19 protein-coding genes are annotated in these 17,624 nt (G+C 65.0%); 15 read left to right on the top strand and 4 right to left on the bottom strand.

Annotation, left to right across the window (positions count from 1 at the left end; all coding sequences use genetic code 11):
- The first annotated feature begins 66 nt into the window (after positions 1-66).
- The 3 genes from KHO22_RS28480 (at position 67) to KHO22_RS28470 (ending at position 2,773) form a co-directional block, all read left to right on the top strand.
- Positions 67-783 carry an RNA polymerase sigma factor FliA gene (locus KHO22_RS28480; RefSeq protein WP_211950529.1) on the top strand — a complete coding sequence of 239 codons (717 nt, stop codon included), beginning with the start codon at positions 67-69 and terminating at the stop codon, positions 781-783.
- 41 nt (positions 784-824) lie between these two features.
- Positions 825-1,232 carry a flagellar protein FlhE gene (locus KHO22_RS28475; protein ID WP_211950528.1) on the top strand — a complete coding sequence of 136 codons (408 nt, stop codon included), beginning with the start codon at positions 825-827 and terminating at the stop codon, positions 1,230-1,232.
- 311 nt (positions 1,233-1,543) lie between these two features.
- Positions 1,544-2,773: an NAD(P)/FAD-dependent oxidoreductase gene (locus KHO22_RS28470; RefSeq protein WP_211950527.1), complete on the top strand. Its 1,230-nt coding sequence runs from the start codon at positions 1,544-1,546 to the stop codon at positions 2,771-2,773.
- A gap of 11 nt (positions 2,774-2,784) precedes the next feature.
- On the opposite strand, the gene KHO22_RS28465 is transcribed toward KHO22_RS28470, so the two are convergent.
- From KHO22_RS28465 to flgA, 3 genes are all read right to left on the bottom strand, one after another.
- Positions 2,785-3,246 (bottom strand): flagella synthesis protein FlgN, encoded by a 462-nt coding sequence (locus tag KHO22_RS28465; protein ID WP_211950526.1) that lies wholly within the window; start codon positions 3,244-3,246, stop codon positions 2,785-2,787.
- 12 nt (positions 3,247-3,258) lie between these two features.
- The gene (gene flgM, locus KHO22_RS28460; protein WP_211950525.1) at positions 3,259-3,567 is read right to left on the bottom strand and encodes a flagellar biosynthesis anti-sigma factor FlgM; all 309 of its coding nucleotides are present in this window, start codon (positions 3,565-3,567) and stop codon (positions 3,259-3,261) included.
- Positions 3,568-3,712: 145 nt separating this feature from the next.
- Complete coding sequence (flgA, locus tag KHO22_RS28455) at positions 3,713-4,474, bottom strand: flagellar basal body P-ring formation chaperone FlgA (RefSeq protein ID WP_211950524.1); 762 nt, start codon at positions 4,472-4,474, stop codon at positions 3,713-3,715.
- A gap of 240 nt (positions 4,475-4,714) precedes the next feature.
- Between flgA and flgB the strand changes: the two genes are divergently transcribed.
- From flgB to flgL, 11 genes are all read left to right on the top strand, one after another.
- The gene (gene flgB / locus KHO22_RS28450) at positions 4,715-5,122 is read left to right on the top strand and encodes a flagellar basal body rod protein FlgB (protein WP_211950523.1); all 408 of its coding nucleotides are present in this window, start codon (positions 4,715-4,717) and stop codon (positions 5,120-5,122) included.
- Positions 5,123-5,137: 15 nt separating this feature from the next.
- Positions 5,138-5,545 carry a flagellar basal body rod protein FlgC gene (gene flgC / locus KHO22_RS28445; protein WP_211950522.1) on the top strand — a complete coding sequence of 136 codons (408 nt, stop codon included), beginning with the start codon at positions 5,138-5,140 and terminating at the stop codon, positions 5,543-5,545.
- Between the two features lie 25 nt (positions 5,546-5,570).
- Positions 5,571-6,242: a flagellar hook assembly protein FlgD gene (gene flgD / locus KHO22_RS28440; RefSeq protein WP_211950521.1), complete on the top strand. Its 672-nt coding sequence runs from the start codon at positions 5,571-5,573 to the stop codon at positions 6,240-6,242.
- A 64-nt stretch (positions 6,243-6,306) separates the two neighbouring features.
- Positions 6,307-7,572, top strand: a complete 1,266-nt coding sequence (gene flgE, locus KHO22_RS28435; protein WP_211950520.1) for a flagellar hook protein FlgE — start codon at positions 6,307-6,309, stop codon at positions 7,570-7,572.
- A gap of 28 nt (positions 7,573-7,600) precedes the next feature.
- The gene (gene flgF, locus KHO22_RS28430; protein ID WP_211950519.1) at positions 7,601-8,344 is read left to right on the top strand and encodes a flagellar basal-body rod protein FlgF; all 744 of its coding nucleotides are present in this window, start codon (positions 7,601-7,603) and stop codon (positions 8,342-8,344) included.
- Positions 8,345-8,419: 75 nt separating this feature from the next.
- A complete protein-coding gene (flgG, locus tag KHO22_RS28425; protein WP_211950518.1) occupies positions 8,420-9,205 on the top strand; it encodes a flagellar basal-body rod protein FlgG in 786 nt (261 codons plus the stop codon).
- 10 nt (positions 9,206-9,215) lie between these two features.
- Complete coding sequence (flgH, locus tag KHO22_RS28420; RefSeq protein WP_211950517.1) at positions 9,216-9,914, top strand: flagellar basal body L-ring protein FlgH; 699 nt, start codon at positions 9,216-9,218, stop codon at positions 9,912-9,914.
- Entirely contained in the window at positions 9,898-11,067 is a 1,170-nt protein-coding gene (locus tag KHO22_RS28415; RefSeq protein WP_230427074.1) for a flagellar basal body P-ring protein FlgI, read from the top strand. The genes flgH and KHO22_RS28415 overlap by 17 nt, the downstream gene beginning before the upstream one ends.
- Positions 11,067-12,110 carry a flagellar assembly peptidoglycan hydrolase FlgJ gene (gene flgJ / locus KHO22_RS28410; RefSeq protein ID WP_211950516.1) on the top strand — a complete coding sequence of 348 codons (1,044 nt, stop codon included), beginning with the start codon at positions 11,067-11,069 and terminating at the stop codon, positions 12,108-12,110. The genes KHO22_RS28415 and flgJ overlap by 1 nt, the downstream gene beginning before the upstream one ends.
- Positions 12,111-12,257: 147 nt before the next feature.
- Positions 12,258-14,153, top strand: a complete 1,896-nt coding sequence (gene flgK / locus KHO22_RS28405) for a flagellar hook-associated protein FlgK (protein ID WP_211950515.1) — start codon at positions 12,258-12,260, stop codon at positions 14,151-14,153.
- A 35-nt stretch (positions 14,154-14,188) separates the two neighbouring features.
- Positions 14,189-15,403: a flagellar hook-associated protein FlgL gene (flgL, locus tag KHO22_RS28400; protein WP_211950514.1), complete on the top strand. Its 1,215-nt coding sequence runs from the start codon at positions 14,189-14,191 to the stop codon at positions 15,401-15,403.
- A 548-nt stretch (positions 15,404-15,951) separates the two neighbouring features.
- On the opposite strand, the gene KHO22_RS28395 is transcribed toward flgL, so the two are convergent.
- Positions 15,952-16,740, bottom strand: coding sequence for a LysR family transcriptional regulator (locus KHO22_RS28395; protein WP_230427073.1), 789 nt, complete (start codon positions 16,738-16,740; stop codon positions 15,952-15,954).
- 236 nt (positions 16,741-16,976) lie between these two features.
- On the opposite strand from KHO22_RS28395, the gene KHO22_RS28390 reads away from it, so the two are divergent.
- On the top strand, positions 16,977-17,546 hold the full coding sequence (locus tag KHO22_RS28390) for a hypothetical protein (RefSeq protein ID WP_211950512.1): 570 nt from the start codon (positions 16,977-16,979) through the stop codon (positions 17,544-17,546).
- The last annotated feature ends 78 nt before the right edge of the window (positions 17,547-17,624 follow it).

Raw genomic sequence — 17,624 nt, 5'->3', positions numbered from 1 at the left:
CGACCCTGACCCGCCGGCCCGCCATGCGGGCAGGCTTTGCAAGCAAGCATTCACGAGAATTCCACCATGTACACGATCCAGGGAAAGCTCGAACAGGCCGACGTGGTCAAGAGCCACGCGCAGCTGGTGCGCCGCATCGCGCTGCAGCTGGCCGCAAAGCTGCCGGCCAGCGTGCAGATCGATGACCTGATCCAGGCTGGCATGATCGGCCTGCTCGACGCGGCCAAGCGCTATGAGGACACGCATGGCGCGCGTTTCGAGACCTACGCCAGCCAGCGTATTCGCGGCGCCATGCTCGACGAGGTGCGCGCCAACGACTGGCAGTCGCGCAGCCTGCGCCAGTTCACGCGCCGCATCGAACGCACGCAGCGCGGCCTGGAACAGAAGCTGGGCCGCGCGCCGCTCGACTCGGAAGTCGCGCAGGAACTGGAGATGCCGCTGGACGAGTATCAGGTCTTGCTCAATGAGGTCTATGGCTGCCAGCTCCTTCACTATGAAGACTTCGAGCGCTCCGGCGAAGAAGACTTCCTCGACCGCCATCTTGGCGTCAGCGAAGACGGCAATCCGCTCACGCAGCTGATGGAAAACGGCATGCGCGAAGCGCTGATCCGCGCCATCGATCGGCTGCCCGAGCGCGAAAAGCTCGTGCTGTCGCTGTGCTATGACCAGGAACTCAACCTGCGCGAGATCGGCGCGGTGCTCGACGTGACCGAATCGCGCGTCTGCCAGATCCGCGGTCAGGCCATCACGCGCCTGCGCAACCAGTTGCGCGGGCTGCTCTGATGCGCAGCTGGCCCGGCGTCGGGCTGCTTGTCCTGCATGCCATGGCGGCCGCGCTGGCTGCGATCGCCACCGATGCGCGGGCAGCGCCCGAGGCCGGCACGCGGCATAGCTGGAGTGCATCGGTTAACGGACCGGCGCTGTATGGCCGCGGCCAGCGCACCGTTTCTCCTCCCATGCTGCCGAGCGGCAACCTGCCGCAATCGGAGGGCGTCATCACCTCGGTGCGCTGGCGCTACAGCTTTGCCGCGACACCTCCCACGTACCTGCAGGCTTATCTCTGCAATGCCCAACGCTGCGTGATGCTGCCGCAGTCGGAAGGCAAGACCGATGCCTTCGAAGGCGACGACGCGACGCAGGGCTTTGTGTTTGCTTTCCGGCTGCCAGGGCAGGGCGCGGTTGCACCTGTGCTGCAGGGCAAGAGCAATCAGGTGATCGTCGGCTTCCGGTAAGCATTGCTGCCATCCAACCGCACCGCGGGTGCGGCGGTGTCGGAGACCATGCCAGCGCCGGTGTGACGCCCAGGCCGACATCGCGATAGCCTCCTCGCCCAACCGGGAATGTCCTGTTTCCACGCTTCCGATCATTCGGTAGCATGTGGCCCCATACTGTCTTGTGGCAGTGTTCGCGGCACCCCCGTAGCCAATTCTTCCGTAACGATCCCATCGGATCCTGCAGGACATGTTCTCCCCTGCAGGCGGGCTTATCGCTGGCAGCGGTCGGCAATGTGCCGCGGACACGGCTGAATGCATTGGAGCGTGAAATGGAAAATCAGGTTGCAGACGTGCTGATCATCGGCGCCGGGCCCGCGGGCTCCGTGGCGGCGGGGCTGCTGCGTCGTCAGGGTATTGGCGTGCTGGTGCTCGAGAAGGAGACCTTCCCGCGGTTTTCCATCGGCGAAAGCCTGCTGCCGCAGAGCATGGAATACATTGAGGCGGCCGGCATGCTGCAGGCCGTGGTGGAAGCCGGCTTCCAGTACAAGAACGGTGCCGCGTTCGCGCGTGGCGACCGTTATGTCGATTTCGATTTTCGCGACAAGTTCTCGTCCGGCTGGGGCACCACCTACCAGGTGCAGCGGGCCGACTTCGATCACGTGCTGATCCGCGAGGCGGCGAAGCAGGGTGCCGAAGTCCGCTTCCGGCACCAGGTGACCGACGTGGACGTGTCGGGTGCGCAGCCGGTGGTGACCGTGCGCGATCCCGACGGCAACAGCTACCGTGTGACCAGCCGCTTCCTGCTAGATGCCTCCGGCTTCGGGCGCATCCTGCCGCGGCTGCTGCAGCTTGAATCGCCATCCGGCTTCCCGGTGCGCAGTGCCATCTTCACGCATGTGGAAGACCGCGTGATGCCGGGCACCTTCGACCGCAACAAGATCCGCGTCGGCATTCATCCACGGCATGTGGATGTCTGGTACTGGACCATTCCGTTCTCGAACGGCCGCTGTTCACTGGGCGTCGTGGCCGAGAAGGCTTTCCTGGATGGTTATGCCGGCAGCGACACGGAGCGGCTGCAGGCTCTGGTGAACGAGGATCCCGCCCTGTCGGGCCTGCTGGCCAATGCAGTCTGGGATACCCCTGCACGCCATATCGCGGGTTATGCCGCGAACGTGAAATCGCTGTGGGGCAATGGCTACGCGTTGCTTGGCAACGCGGGTGAATTCCTGGATCCGGTCTTTTCGTCAGGGGTGACCATCGCGTTCAAGTCTGCAAGCCTGGCTGCGGCATGCATCGCGCGCGAATTCGCCGGCGAGACGGTGGACTGGGAGGCTGACTATGCGCGGATACTGAAGTCAGGCGTCGATTGCTTCCGTACCTTCGTCGATGCCTGGTATGCCGGGAGTTTCCAGAAACTCGTCTTTCATCCCAATGCCACGCCGGATATCCGCCGCATGATCTCCGCCGTGCTGGCCGGTTATGCGTGGGACCGCTCGAATCCGTTCGTCAGGGACCCCCAGCGGGGTCTCAGCGTGCTCGGGCAGTATTGCGACGATTGAACGCTGCGGCTTCAGCCGCTGGCCAGGCTCACGCCGCCGACGCCGGCGGCAGCCTTGCCATTCTTGCCGTACAGCCCGGAATCGCCACCGCTGTGCTGGCGCAGCACCTGGATCGCTTCGCGCGTGTGGTCCAGGTGGGCGGAAACGATCGCGCCATTGAGCTGGTTCTTGTCGCGCGCGCCGCGCGCGGCGAAGATGAGCTTGCGCCAGGCATCGGCCACGGCCGGGTCGATATTGCGGCCGAGCAGCTGGCCCTGCGGGCCGGCGCGCAGGCCTAGCGCGCCCATCTGGGCTTCGCGTGCGGCAACCTGGCGCGAGAGCGCCCGACCCAGCTCCACCTTGCGCGTGAGCAGCCCGCTCAGGGACTGGAAGTCACCGCCCTTGAGGGCTTCGCGCTCTTCGGTGAGCAGTTGGCCGAACGCCGTGACGGCTTCGGCTTCTTTCTGCAGGCTCTGGATCAGGGGCTGGCTCATGGCTGGCTGGTATCAGTGGACGTCGTCCTGGCCCAGTTCGCGCAAGGTGGCGAGCAGGCCATCGGCGATCTTGCCCGGGTCGATCTTGATCCGGCCTTCGGCGATAGCCTGGCGGATCTCTTCGACCTTGGCGGTGTCGATGTCGTCGTCGGTTTCGTTGGCCAGGCGGCTGCCGATTTCACGGACCTGCGCGGCCAGCGGGCTCACGCTCACGCCGCTCGCGGTGGCGACGGGAGCACTCTGTCCGGCCTGCGGCCGCACAGTGCTGTCCGCAGCCGGGGCGTCGGCCGGCCTGGACGAGGTGGAATGGTTGATCTTCACGGGCGTTCCTTGCTGGGTTCCTTTGTCATTACGGACGCCTTGGCGAAATCTTTAGAGGAATCTCGCCCCGACGGCAGGATTGGCACGCATTGTCGCACGCTGGCCAGCCCTGCATTCCAGTGTCCCATGATGCACTTTCAGCGGGTCATTGCAGCACGACGGTGTCGCCGCTGCGCACCAGGCCGCTCACCACTTGCCCGTTGCGCAGGCGGATCTGCACGGTGTTGCCGATGGCCGCGTCGGCGAGGACCTTGCCTTCGCTGCTGATCTGGAACGCGTCGCCTTCCACCGCGACGGTGACGGTCTGCCCGGACTTCACGGCGATCGACTTCTTCAGCAGGTCGCTGCGCATCGGCGAGCCGGCCGCGATGCGGTTGGCCGTGACGGCGCCCACGACCTGGGCCGGGTCGGTGATGACCGCCTTGGGCAGGGTGGACAGGTCACCCTGGCGCACCTCCAGGTCGGCAGGCGTCACCGGCTCGCCGGGGCCGAGCGCGCGCATCGCGACATAGTAGTCGGACAGGACCGACACGCGTGCCTGCATATAGCGGATCCAGGGCCGCTCGCCGCCGCAACGCACCCCTACCGAGACGCGGCCCCAGGGGGAAGCGCCCGGCGGCAGGAACGGATCGGGCGACACGCACTCCGGCGCGCGGCCGCCTGACGGGGGCTGCACCTGGACGCTGGCCTTGCCCGGCAGGCCAGCGATCTGGCGCAGCAGGAACTGCTCGACCGACGCGCGCACCGGATCTTCCGGGAACGGGTTGGGTGCCTGCGCGGGTGCCTGCGCGGCGACCGGGGCGGCCTGTGCCGGCGCGGCCATGGGCGCGCCGGCCATGGCCGACAGGACGCCTCCCGCCAGCAGGGCCAGCGCCGGCCTGATGGCGGCGCGATCAATCTTCTTCATGTCTTCATCCCAGCAAGGACGATGTGGCGGCCACGGGGACGATTCAGCCAATCCCGCGGCCGCACGCAAGGAAACGGGTCCCATTGTAGGGAGGTGATGCCAGGCAAGCCCTCCGAATTGCACGGATTTCCCGTCCTTATTCATCCGATTGGCGTGACAGGGGTGAACCTAAGATGCGATCCCTGAAGAAGGTCGCCCTTCGTCGTTTGCCTGAAGGTTGCTCCAAACGGAGATGCTTACATGATTGACAGACTCGACGCGGCATTTCGCTTCCAGCAGGAAGCGCTGAGCCTGCGGACCCAGCGGCAGTCGGTGATTGCCTCCAACATCGCGCATGCGGATACCCCCGGCTACAAGGCCCGCGATTTCGATTTCTCGAGCACGCTGGCGCAGACCATGGATCGCGGCCACCGTCCTGAAGGCGTGTCGCTGTCGACCACGTCCGTGCGCCACCTGCCGGCGCAGGCCCCGACCCGCGATGACGCCGACCTGGCCTACCGCATTCCGCTGCAGTCGAGCGTCGACGGCAACACGGTCGAAATGGATACCGAGCGCGTGGCCTTCGCCGACAACTCGGTGCACTTCGAGTCCAACCTGACCGTGGTGAGTTCCAAGATCAAGACCATGCTGGCGGCAATCCAGCAGTAAGGGCCGGAGAGACGCATGCCAGCAATGAACATCTTCGACGTCGCGGGTTCGGCCATGGCTGCGCAGTCGCAGCGCATGAACGTGACCGCGTCCAACCTGGCCAACGCCGACAGCGTGGTCAGCCCCGACGGGCAGGCCTACCGCGCCAAGCAGGTCATCTTCGGCATGGCGCCGACGCCCGGCCAGAGCGACGTGGGCGGCGTACAGGTGCGGGGCGTGATGGAAGACCCGTCCCCGCCGCGCATGGTGCACAACCCCACGCACCCCATGGCCAACGCCGAAGGCTACGTGGTGATGCCCAACGTCAACCCGGTGGAGGAGATGGTCAACATGATCTCGGCCTCGCGTTCCTACCAGGCGAACGTCGAGGTGCTGAACAGCGCCAAGAACATGATGCTCAAGACGCTGACCATCGGCCAGTAACGACAACGGAACACTTCAACGCGACATGACTACTACCTCCTCGGTCAACAGTAACAGCGGGACATCGGGCATCAACGACGCCCTCAAGAGCGGCAGCGCCAGCGCGGCGGATCTGCAGAACAACTTCCTCACGATGCTCGTGACGCAGATGAACAACCAGGACCCGCTCAACCCGATGGACAACTCGCAGCTCACCTCGCAGCTGGCGCAGATTTCCACGGTGAGCAGCATGCAGACCATGAATGCGACGCTGAACCAGCTGCTTGGCCAGGTCAGCGCCAGCCGCGCCATGGACTCCGCCGCCCTGATCGGCCACACGGTGATGGTGCCGGGCTCGCAGGTGTCGGTGAAGGATGGCGTGCCCGGCAAGATCGGCGTCGACCTGCCTTCCACCGCCGATGCCGTCACGGTCAACGTGATCGACAAGGACGGCAACGTGGTGCGCACCATCGACATGAAGGGGCAGACCGCCGGCGTGCACGACATCGCGTGGGACGGCAAGAACGACGCCGGCACGGCGGTTGCCGACGGCGACTACAGCTTCAAGGTCAATGCCACGGCCAACGGCAACTCGGTGCAGCCGGTTGCGCTGGTCTTCGGCAAGGTCCAGAGCATCAGCGGTGATTCGACCGGCGTGCTGGTCGACATCGGCAATGGCCAGACCGCGGGCGTGGACGACGTCCGCCGCATTCTCTAACTTCCGGCGGCCTGCGCGAGTGCGCGGCCAGCGTAACGACACCTAGTCATACAAAGGATCTACCATGGGTTTCGGTCAAGGGGTAAGCGGCCTTAACGCCGCCGCATCCAATCTGGACGTGATTGGCAACAACATCGCCAACGCCAACACGGTCGGCTACAAGCAGTCCGCCGCGCAGTTCGCCGATGTCTACGCCGGTACCAAGATCGGCCTGGGCACGCGCGTGAATTCGGTGGTGCAGTCGTTCAACCAGGGCAATATCGAGGCCACGGGCCGTTCACTGGACGTGGCGATCACGAGCGGCAGCGGCTTCTTCCGCCTGACCAACACCGACGGCTCGGTCTACTACTCGCGCAATGGCCAGTTCCAGCGCCAGGACGACGGACGCCTGACCAATATGCAGGGCCTGCAGGTCACCGGCTACCCGGCGGGCGTGACCCCGGGCGGCGGCGTGCAGCCGCAGCCGCTGGTGATCAGCAATGCGCAGATGACCCCGCGTGCGACTTCCAGCATCACGTCGCAGTTCCAGCTGGACTCGCGTCTGACACCGCCCGCCACGGCATTTGCCTCGACGCCCGCGAACCCTGCCGCGGTGCCTCCCACGGCAGCCGTGATGCCGACCAGCGACATGTTCAACTACAGCACGGCGATCAACGTCTACGACTCGCTGGGGAACAAGCAGCAGGTCATGGCCTACTTCGCCAAAGTGGACGGCACCGTCACGCCGCCCACCACCGCGGGCGGCACGGACTGGAAGATGTACATGGTCGACACGAGCGGCAACGTTCTGGCCGGCTCGCCGGCCACCCTGTCGTTCGACAGCGCCGGCGCGCTGAAATCGCCGGCTGCCGGTGCCACCACCATCACCATCCCGGCGGCCAATGGCGCCAATGCGCTGAACATGGCCATGAACTTCACCGGCACCACCCAGTACGGCGCCGACAATGACGTCAAGCAGCTGAACCAGAATGGCTATACCTCGGGCAGCCTGCTGGGCTACTCGGTGAACGCCGATGGCAGCATCACGGGCAACTACTCCAACGAGCAGACCCAGTCGCTGGGCACCATCGCGCTGGCCGCCTTTGGCAACGTGGAGGGGCTCAAGCCCGAGGGCGACAACGTGTGGTCGGCCACCAATGCATCCGGCCAGGCCCTGCTGGGTGCCGCCGGCGGCAGCCTGGGCACGCTGCGTTCCAACGCCGTGGAAGCCTCCAACGTGGACCTGTCGGGCCAGCTGGTCAACCTGATCGTGGCGCAGCGCAACTACCAGGCCAACGCGCAGACCATCAAGGCGCAGGACACGATCATGCAGACCCTGGTCAACCTGTAACACCGACTGCCTGAGCTGAAACGCCGCCATGGACCGCATGATCTACACCGCCCTGTCGGGCGCCAAGCAGATTCTCGACCAGCAAGCCGCTGTGTCGAACAATCTGGCCAACGTCTCGACGCCGGCATTCCGCGCGCAAATCAATATGTACCGCGCGGTGCCGGTCGTGGGGCAGGAATCGCCCACGCGCGCCTTCACGCTGACATCGACGCCGGGCGCCGACATGCGCGCCGGCCCGCTGACCTACACCGGCCGGCCGCTCGACGTTGCCCTGCAGGGCAACGGCTGGCTGGTGGTGCAGGCGCGCGACGGCAGCGAAGCCTATACCCGCGCGGGCTCGCTGCAAGTCGCGCAGGACGGGCAGGTGCAGACCAGCAACGGCCTGCCGGTCATGGGCGACGGCGGCCCGCTGTCGGTGCCGCCGGGCTCGCAGGTGACCATCGGCAGCGATGGCACCATCACCGCGCGGGGTCCGGGCGAGGCTTCGGCGGGCCTGGCGCAAGTCGGCAAGCTGCGCGTGGTGAATCCGCCGGCAGAGGCGATTGCGCGGGGCGATGACGGCTTGTTCCGCCTGCGTCCCGGCGCGCAGCCGCTGGAGGCCGATCCGACCGTGCGCGTGGTGTCGGGCGCGCTGGAAGGCAGCAACGTCAATCCGACCGAAGCCATGGTCGACATGATTGCCAATGCGCGCCGCTTCGAGATGCAGATGAAGATGATCACCGGCGCCGACGCCAACGACCAGCGCGCCAACCAGCTGCTCTCGACCAACTGAAGCGGCCGCGCCGCCAACCCGTGAACACATGACGCGCCGCTGCCAGCGGCGCGACGCAGGACACCAAGGAACAACATGATCCGCTCTCTCTGGATTGCCAAGACCGGCCTTGATGCGCAGCAGACGCAGATGGACGTGATCTCGAACAACCTCGCCAACGTCTCCACCAACGGCTTCAAGCGTGGCCGGGCGGTGTTCGAGGACCTGATGTACCAGAACATCCGCCAGCCCGGCGCGCTGTCGTCGGACCAGACCACGCTGCCTTCCGGCCTGCAACTGGGCACCGGCGTGCGCCCGGTTGCCACCGAGCGCATCCACACCCAGGGCAACCCGCAACAGACCGGCAATTCGAAGGACGTGGCCATCATCGGCCAGGGCTTCTTCCAGGTGGCGATGCCCGACGGCACCACGGCCTACACGCGCGACGGCTCGTTCCAGGTCGACCAGAACGGCCAGATGGTGACGTCCAGCGGCTTCGTGGTCCAGCCGGCCATCACCATTCCGGCCAACACGACGTCGCTGACCATCGCCCGTGACGGTACGGTGTCGGTGACCCAGCCGGGTTCGAGCAACAACGTGCAGGTCGGTCAGCTCCAGCTCGCCACCTTCATGAACCCGGCCGGCCTGGAAAGCATGGGCGAGAACCTGTACGTGCAGACCGATGCCTCGGGCGCGCCCAACACCACCGTGCCGGGCCTGAATGGCGCGGGCACGCTGCAGCAGAACTACGTGGAAGCTTCCAACGTCAACGTCGTGGAAGAGCTGGTCAGCATGATCCAGACCCAGCGCGCCTACGAGATCAACAGCAAGGCCGTGCAGACATCCGACCAGATGCTGCAGCGCCTGACGCAGATGGGCTGACGGAGGCACCATGGCCAACATGCTTTCCCGCCTGGGCGCGCGCGTTCTGTATTGCCTGGCCGGCCTGGCATTGCTGGCCAGCGGCGGCTGCGCGCTCATGCCGCGCGAGCCGCTCGTGCAGTTGCCGACCACCGCGCGCGCCGAACCGCGCCCGATGGGCCCGGCAACCGGCTCGATCTTTGCATCGTCCTACGCCGGCAATCCGCTGTTCGAGGATCGCCGTCCGCGCAACGTGGGTGACATCCTGACGATCGTCATCACCGAGAACGTCAACGCCACCAAGAACTCGGGCAGCAACGCCAGCCGTACCGGCAGTACCTCGCTGGCATTCGATGCCGTGCCCAAGGCACTGGCTGGCTTGTTCAGCAGCAGCTCGAACGCCAGCATCAATGGCGCCAACGCGCTGAAGGCCAGCGGCGGCGCCAGCGCGGCCAACACCTTCAACGGCACCATTACGGTGACCGTGCTGGAGGTGCTGGCAAACGGCAACCTGGTGGTTTCCGGCGAAAAGCAGCTCGCCATCAACCAGGGCGCGGAATTCATCCGCTTCTCGGGCGTGGTCAACCCACGCACCATCACCGGCGACAACGGTGTGCTGTCTACCCAGGTGGCCGATGCCCGCATCGAATACACCGCCAAGGGCTACATCGACGAAGCACAGAACATGGGCTGGCTGCAGCGCTTCTTCCTCAATGTCTCTCCGTTCTGATCCGTCCATGTCCGCTCCGATGCTTGCCCGTTTCCTGTCGAGCCTGCTCAAGGCCAGCGTCACCGCGCTGGCCGTGGTGGTGGCGTTCAGCTTTGCCGCCAACTTTGCCCATGCGGAGCGCCTGAAGAACCTGGCAACATTCCAGGGCGTGCGTGACAACCCGCTGGTGGGCTACGGCCTGGTGGTCGGCCTGGACAATACCGGCGACCAGACCATGCAGACGCCGTTCACCACGCAGAGCCTGACCAACATGCTCTCGCAGCTCGGCATTACGCTGCCGGCCGGCAAGAACATGCAGCTCAAGAACGTTGCGGCGGTGATGGTGACGGCCACGCTGCCGGCGTTTGCCCAGCCGGGCAGCCAGCTTGACATCGTGGTGTCGTCGATGGGCAATGCCAAGAGCCTGCGCGGCGGCACTTTGCTGATGACGCCGCTCAAGGGCGCGGACGGACAGGTCTACGCCATTGCGCAAGGCAATATGCTCGTCGGCGGCGCCGGCGCGTCGGCCAACGGCAGCAAGGTACAGGTCAACCAGCTGGCAGTCGGCCGCATTGCCAATGGCGCCATTGTCGAGCGTGCGGTTGCGGCGTTCCAGCCTGACGGCGGCATCATCAACCTGGAGCTGAAGGGCACGGATTTCGGCACGGCCGAGCGCGTGGTGGAGGCCATCAACCGTTCCATGGGCGGTGGCGTTGCCGCCGCGCTGGACGGGCGCGTCGTACAGGTGCGCGCACCGGCGTCGCCCGCGGCACGCGTGGGCTTCCTGGCCCGCATAGAAAGCATCGACGTCACGCCGGCCAAGGCCGCGGCCAAGGTGATCCTGAACGCCCGCACGGGGTCCATCGTGATGAACCAGGCCGTGACCGTGGAGGACTGCGCCGTAGCGCACGGCAATCTCTCGGTGGTGATCAACACGCAGCCCGTCATCAGCCAGCCCGCGCCGTTCAGCGGCGGGCAGACCGTGGTGGCGCCGGTGTCGCAGATCGACATGAAGCAGCAGGGCGGATCGCTGCAGATCGTGAAGGCCGGCGCTTCGCTGGCAGCCGTGGTCAAGGGCCTGAACGCGCTGGGCGCGACGCCCGCGGATCTGCAGACCATCCTGGAGGCAATGCGTGCCGCCGGAGCGCTGCGCGCCGAGCTGGAGATCATCTGATGGACAGCGGCATCTCCGCACAGGCCGATCTTTCGCAGCGCTTCGCGCTCGACACGCAGGGCTTCGAGGGGCTCAAGCGGAACGCGCGCAATGGCTCCGACACGGGCACGCTGCGCGCGGCGGCAAAGCAGTTCGAGGCGGTGTTCACGCAGATGGTGCTCAAGAGCATGCGCGACGCCACGCCGCAGGACGGTGTGTTCGACAGCGAGCAAGGCAAGCTCTACATGTCGATGCTGGATCAGCAACTGGCGCAACAGATGTCCTCACGCGGCATCGGCCTGGCGGAGGTGATGGTCCGACAGCTGGCGCGGGCCAACGGCGCGCAGGTCCCGCAGGGCATGATCGGCGCCAACGCAGCAGCCGGTGCAACGGGCACTGCCGCGGCCGACGCCGAGATGGCGCAGTTGCTGGACAGTCGCGGCGCAGGCGCCGCCGCAGCCGATGGCGATGTGCCCGCCATCGGCACCGTGGTGCCGGGCGCAAGCTGGAATCCCATGGCGGGCCTGCGTCAATACCGCTCGCAGGACTATGACGGGCAGGGCCAGGGGCAGGGCGAAAACAGCCTCGGGCCCTTGCCTGACGATGCTCCGGCCCACGTCACCGCCTTTGTCTCGCGCATGTCGGGCCCCGCCGAAGCGGCCTCTCGCGCCAGTGGCGTGCCGGCGCGGCTGATCGTCGGCCAGGCTGCGCTGGAATCCGGCTGGGGCCGGCGCGAGATCGCGCACCCGGACGGCAGCACGACGTTCAACGTGTTTGGCATCAAGGCCGGGGCGAACTGGAAGGGCCGCGTGGCCGAGGTCACGACCACCGAGTATGTCGACGGCCAGCCGCAGAAGGTGCGTGCGCGCTTCCGCGCCTATGGCTCGTATGAGGAAGCCTGCGCCGACTACGCGCGGCTGCTGACCAACAATCCGCGCTACTCGGCGGTGGTATCGGCAGGCTCCGCCGACGAAGCGGCTCACGGCCTGCAGCGGGCGGGATACGCCACTGACCCGGCCTACGGGCACAAGCTGGTGCAGATTATGAAGAAGGTGTCGGTGTAAGCCCGTCACGGGAACGTCTGGCCGCTTCCCGCCTGGCGTCCGGATGGCCCTAAAGTCTCCCGCCTGGATTGCCGATAACTAGCACATTCCCTGCCTCCGCGCGCCGATGTGCCGGAGGTATCCAACAGCATCCGGGGTCAGCGCAACATGTCTCTCTTCAACATTGGTCTTTCCGGTCTGAACACTGCGCAGAACGCGCTGACGACGACCGGCCACAACTTTGCCAACGCGGCCACCGAAGGTTACACGCGGCAGAACACCATCGTGGCATCGTCGGGCGGCCAGTACACCAGCCAGGGCTTTTTTGGCATGGGGTCGAACACCACCACGGTGACGCGCGTCTATGACCAGTTCCTGACCGGCCAGTTGCGCGGCGCGCAGTCGACCAGTTCGTCGCTGGCGACCTACTCCGACCAGATCAGCCAGATCGACAACCTGCTGGCAGACCAGAAGGGTGGCCTGGCGCCGCTGATGCAGAAATATTTCGCCGCCGTGCAGGCCGTGGCCGACACCCCTGCGGACCCGGCGGCACGCCAGGGCATGCTGTCGGCCGGCCAGGCACTGGTGGGCCAGATGCGCGCGGCCAGCAACTACTTCGATCAACTGCAGTCGGGCGTGAACACGCAGGTCGGCACCGCCGTCGATCAGATCAACTCCTATACCAAGCAGATCGCCAACATCAACGGGGAGATCACCAAGCTCAAGGCCGCATCCGGCGGCCAGCCGCCCAACGACCTGCTGGATCAGCGCGACCAGGCCGTGGCCGAGCTGACCAAGCTGGTCGGCGCCAAGGTGGTGGTGCAGGATGGTGGCACCTACAACGTGTTCGTCGGCAATGGCCAGCCGCTGGTGATGGGCAACGATTCCTACGACCTGAAGGCAGTCGCCTCGGCGGCCGATCCGAACCGTACGGTGGTGGGCTACACCCTCCCCAACGGCGCAGTGTATGAAAGCGAAGCCGGTTCCATCACCGGTGGTTCGCTGGGCGGCCTGCTGCAGTTCCGGACCGAATCGCTGGACACAGCGCAGAACGCTATCGGACGCCTGTCGCTGGCGATCGGCCAGTCCTTCAATGACCAGCACAAGCTGGGCATGGACCTGAACGGCAACATCGGCACCGACATGTTCAAGCTGGGCACGGCGACCACGCTGCCCAACGCCAACAACACCGGTGGCGCCCAGGCGAAGGCCAGCATCACCGACGCCTCGGCGCTGACCACCAGCGACTACACGCTGAAGTTCGATGGTACCAACTACACCATCACCCGCCTGTCGGACAAGCAGGTCACGACGTCGGCAACCATGCCGGTCACCGTGGATGGCTTCACCGTGCAGATGACCGGGGCCATGGCCCCGAATGATTCGTTCGTGATCCAGCCGACCCGCCATGCGGCCGCCGGATTCGACATGGCGATTACCGATCCGGCCAAGATCGCGGCGGCATCGCCCGCGCGCGCCGACGCCGCGAACACCAATCTGGGCAGTGGCACAGCCACGCTGGGCAACGTCGCCCAGGGCTTCACGCCGCTGACGAGCCCGATCACCGCTACCTACAACGGCAGCGGCTACGACTTCACCGATGCCAGCGGCACTCTGCTGTCGCCCCAGCCCACCGGCGTGGCCAACGGTGCCAACACCGACTACGCAATCGGTGGCCTGACCTTCAGCTTTGGCGGCACCCCGCGGGCCGGCGATACGTTCACGCTGGGTTCCAATGCCGGCGCCGTGAAGAACAACGGCAACGCACTGGCGCTGGCCAAGCTGCAGAACGCCAAGACCATCGGCGGCGTGTCGAGCTTCAACGATGCCTACGCCCAGCTCGTCAATGACGTTGGGACGCGCGCCAAGTCCGTGCAGATCGCCTCCACGTCGCAGGACAGCATCACGACGCAGATCCGCACGGCACAGCAATCGGTGTCGGGCGTGAACATGGATGAAGAAACGGTTTCCATGCTCAAGTTCCAGCAGCTCTACCAGGCCAACGCTCGCGTGATCCAGACGGCCAGCACGCTGTTCGACACCATCATCGGCATTGGCCGGTAAGCGGACCAGATCAAGAATTCGAGAAGGAACAGACAATGCGCGTCGCAAGCTCCACGCTCTACCAGCAAGGCCTGGCCTCGATGAACCTGCAGCAATCGTCGCTGCTGCACATCCAGCAACAGCTCGGCACTGGCCGCAAGGTACTCACGCCCTCCGACGATCCGGTTGCCGCCACGCGCGCGCTGACCATTTCGCAGGCCAGTGCGGTCAACGGCCAGTACGCCACCTCGCGTGCCCAGGCCAATGTTGCGCTGGGCGCGGAAGAAAACACGCTCTCCACCGTGACCACGGTGACGCAGAACATCCAGACACTGCTGGTGCAGGCGGGCAACGGTACGCTGAGCGACGTGGACCGCGCCTCGCTGGCCACGGCACTCCAGGGGCAGTATGACCAGCTGCTTGGCCTGGCCAACGCCGATGATGGCAATGGCCAGTTCCTGTTCGGCGGTACGAACTCGGGTTCGGCGCCATTCGTGCAAGGTGGCGGCAACGTCCAGTACGTGGGCAATACCGAGCAGCAGCAGTTCCAGGTAGACGTGTCTCGCCAGATGGCGGCCGGCAGCAATGGCCGTGAAGTCTTCCAGAGCGTGCAAGGCTCGGCGGGCTACGTGCTCAAGGGCAACAGCGCAAACACCGGCACTGCGACCTACGGCCAGGTATCCACGACCGACCCGTCCAATCCGCTCTACGGAACCGCGCTGACGCTGACGTTCGACGATAGCAGCGGCAAGATGCAGTACACCATCAAGGACCCTTCCGGGACGGCGGTGGGCGGCACGCCGCTGGACTACAACGACCCCGGACAGATCTCAGCGGCTGGCGTTACCTTCACGGTCAAGGGGACGCCCAAGAACGGCGACACCATTTCCATCGAGCCGGCCAACCAGGCTGGCACCGACATGTTCGCCAACCTGAAGTCGGTGATCGACGCCCTGAACAAGCCGACGACGACCGATGCCGATACTGCCAACCTGTCGAATACCATCGCCACCAGCATCCGCCAGTTCTCCAATTCGCTGGACAATGTGCTGACCGTGCGTGCCTCGGTCGGGTCGCGCATGCAGGAGCTGGATGCGCTGGACACGATCGGCACCAACCGGGGCCTGTCGTACTCGGAGACCCTGTCGAGCGTCCAGGACCTGGATTACGCGTCGGCGATCACCGAGTACTACCAGCGCCAGACTGCGCTGCAGGGTGCGCAGCAGTCGTTTATGCAAATTCAGGGAATGAATTTGTTTAAGTATCTGTAAGACCTGGGTGGGGCAGGTGTGGACGTGTCCGTGTGAGTCCCGAGAGAATAGAGATTGGCAAACCGCCATCTAAGCATTTGTCAAATCCCGATCTATCGACCGGAAACCCTTATGGGATAAGGCGTTGACAAATGGTACCTACCATCTCGGTTGACGCGTCGGAAAGGGTGATGCTCACCCTTTTTCGATGGTTGCTTCGTCTTACCTGCTCTCGGCCTCACGCGAGTCTGGCCCGAACAGTTGCTTCAATATAGACCATTCGCGTGAAGTCCGCTTTCCATCAATCGTTTCGGCCGCGGTAACCGTACTCGCAGAACCGTACCCGCTCACTGGCCCGCACGTGCGGCAGATTGAAAGCATGAACATGCACCGCGAGCAATCCGCCTTCGCTTAGCCGGACCAGATGCCCGCTCGCAAACGACGAGGTCAGCGCCAGTTCGGCGGCACTCTAGAGGGGGCGGTCCATCAGCGCCGACAGCGTGGCCGCGCGCTCCCCGGGTCGCGTAGGAAGCCTGTTGGCGATTCGGGGATGACCGGGTTCGCGACGGCTACGTTGCCAGATTAAACTTGTTCGCAAACCGCTCCGTCGCCCACGCGATGAAAACGCGCAATCGCTGACTCATGTGCCTGTCTGGTGGATACATGAGGAAGAATGGGTATGGATCTGGTTGCCATGCGGACAAAATGGGCAGAAGCGCGCCACGCGCGATCGCGTCCCTCACAGCAAACGAGAAGGTCTGGAAAATTCCGAGGCCGGCCATCCCTGCGGCGACGTGTGCGCTGCTCTCGTTGACCCCAATGCCTGGCAAGCCGCCGACTTCGATTCGTTCGCTGCCGCTATGAAAACGCATGGGCGTGACGCGTCCGGTCCGTGCTGAAACGTAGCTCACGATACGGTGGCCGTTCTTCAACTGGTCGGGATGCGTCGGTTTGCCGTGCCGCTTCAGATATTCCGGCGTCGCACATGTCACCCATGATGCGCGACCCAGCTGACGCGCGATGAGCGAGAGCTCATCGGCGCTGCCGCCGCGGACGACACAATCCACGTTCTCGCCAACGAGATTGACTTGCCGGTCGCCCACGCCGAGATCGAGCCGTATGTCCGGATATCGTGCGATGAAGTCTGGCAGCGCGGGGATCAGCACGCAACTTGCGCTCGAGGAGCCGATGTCGATGCGCAGCCGGCCGCGCGGACGCTGATGTGCGCTGACGAAGCCCGAGTCGATGTCCTCGAGTTCCTTCAATACGCGTGCGGTGCGCTCGTAATACGCCGCCCCCTCTGGCGTGACAGTGACGCGTCGCGTGGTTCGCTGCAGCAGCGCTTTTCGAAGGAGCAATATCCACACCGAACGGCCCGTCGCACGTGTATGCGAATACCCATTGAAAGCCGCAGCTGGGAAAGTCGCCGATGACTGCCCATTACCGCGCATCGGACAGAGTCCGTCGCTTCGTGTCGATATGATGGCAAGAGAGTGCCCAGCCCAGACCCGGGGGTGCGCGCGGCAGTACACTGCATCCCAGAATCGGAGTTCGACTGTCACACCTGACACGCTAGCCTCGCGGGAGAACGGATATGCCAGCTATCGCTCCATCAGATACGCCTTCGAGGACACATTGGCACCGATTCACATCGCGCCCTCGCCGGACGGTTGTTCTGTGTTTTGCCGCCGTGTTCGTCGTCACGCTGGTCCTTTCAGGGCGCCAGTACTTCCTTGTCCGTGCGCGAGAACTCGACCTTCGATCCCATCGGCTGGAATTGCAGGCCGTCGCCCTTGACGCCGGTATTCGCAACACCGAGAAACAAATGAGTTTTCTCCGCAGCACGGCCGAGCGACTCCTCGCGGAACAATCAGCCGCGTTCGATTCCGCTTCGGACGCGCCTCTCCGAAGGGTGCTGGAAGAGCAGGACAATCCGCTGTGGAGTCTGCAGGTGCCGGAATCCGACGCACCGGTTCGTGGCATCGGCTCGCACGAACTGGGGAGCATTCCCGGCCTGCACCGAAATGACTCTATGCTCGTTGAGGACCTGAAGCTTTCCCGGCTGATGAGCCGATTGCTCAGTGTTCAACATCAGATGAGCGCGAACGTGGCATACACCATGTTCGTCTCTTCTGACCTTGCCCCTGTTCCACGAATCCCATAGCCGAGGGAATTAGGCAGCCCGGTGTTGCTGAGCTGCGGACCAGTTTTTCTCGAACGTCATGGGGCTGACGTAACCCAG

The sequence above is a fragment of the Cupriavidus yeoncheonensis genome, assembly GCF_905397275.1.
Taxonomy (GTDB): domain Bacteria; phylum Pseudomonadota; class Gammaproteobacteria; order Burkholderiales; family Burkholderiaceae; genus Cupriavidus; species Cupriavidus yeoncheonensis.
This window is presented reverse-complemented; position numbering and strand designations above follow the sequence as displayed.

Coding starts and splice junctions, on each gene's coding strand:
- KHO22_RS28480 (WP_211950529.1), top strand. CDS start 67: ATGTACACGATCCAGGGAAAGCTCGAACAGGCCGACGTGGTCAAGAGC.
- KHO22_RS28475 (WP_211950528.1), top strand. CDS start 825: ATGGCGGCCGCGCTGGCTGCGATCGCCACCGATGCGCGGGCAGCGCCC.
- flgE (WP_211950520.1), top strand. CDS start 6,307: ATGGGTTTCGGTCAAGGGGTAAGCGGCCTTAACGCCGCCGCATCCAAT.
- flgK (WP_211950515.1), top strand. CDS start 12,258: ATGTCTCTCTTCAACATTGGTCTTTCCGGTCTGAACACTGCGCAGAAC.
- flgA (WP_211950524.1), bottom strand. CDS start 4,474: ATGAAGAAGATTGATCGCGCCGCCATCAGGCCGGCGCTGGCCCTGCTG.
- flgL (WP_211950514.1), top strand. CDS start 14,189: ATGCGCGTCGCAAGCTCCACGCTCTACCAGCAAGGCCTGGCCTCGATG.
- flgB (WP_211950523.1), top strand. CDS start 4,715: ATGATTGACAGACTCGACGCGGCATTTCGCTTCCAGCAGGAAGCGCTG.
- KHO22_RS28470 (WP_211950527.1), top strand. CDS start 1,544: ATGGAAAATCAGGTTGCAGACGTGCTGATCATCGGCGCCGGGCCCGCG.
- flgJ (WP_211950516.1), top strand. CDS start 11,067: ATGGACAGCGGCATCTCCGCACAGGCCGATCTTTCGCAGCGCTTCGCG.
- flgG (WP_211950518.1), top strand. CDS start 8,420: ATGATCCGCTCTCTCTGGATTGCCAAGACCGGCCTTGATGCGCAGCAG.
- KHO22_RS28465 (WP_211950526.1), bottom strand. CDS start 3,246: ATGAGCCAGCCCCTGATCCAGAGCCTGCAGAAAGAAGCCGAAGCCGTC.
- flgH (WP_211950517.1), top strand. CDS start 9,216: ATGGCCAACATGCTTTCCCGCCTGGGCGCGCGCGTTCTGTATTGCCTG.
- KHO22_RS28390 (WP_211950512.1), top strand. CDS start 16,977: ATGCCAGCTATCGCTCCATCAGATACGCCTTCGAGGACACATTGGCAC.
- flgC (WP_211950522.1), top strand. CDS start 5,138: ATGCCAGCAATGAACATCTTCGACGTCGCGGGTTCGGCCATGGCTGCG.
- flgD (WP_211950521.1), top strand. CDS start 5,571: ATGACTACTACCTCCTCGGTCAACAGTAACAGCGGGACATCGGGCATC.
- KHO22_RS28415 (WP_230427074.1), top strand. CDS start 9,898: ATGTCTCTCCGTTCTGATCCGTCCATGTCCGCTCCGATGCTTGCCCGT.
- flgF (WP_211950519.1), top strand. CDS start 7,601: ATGGACCGCATGATCTACACCGCCCTGTCGGGCGCCAAGCAGATTCTC.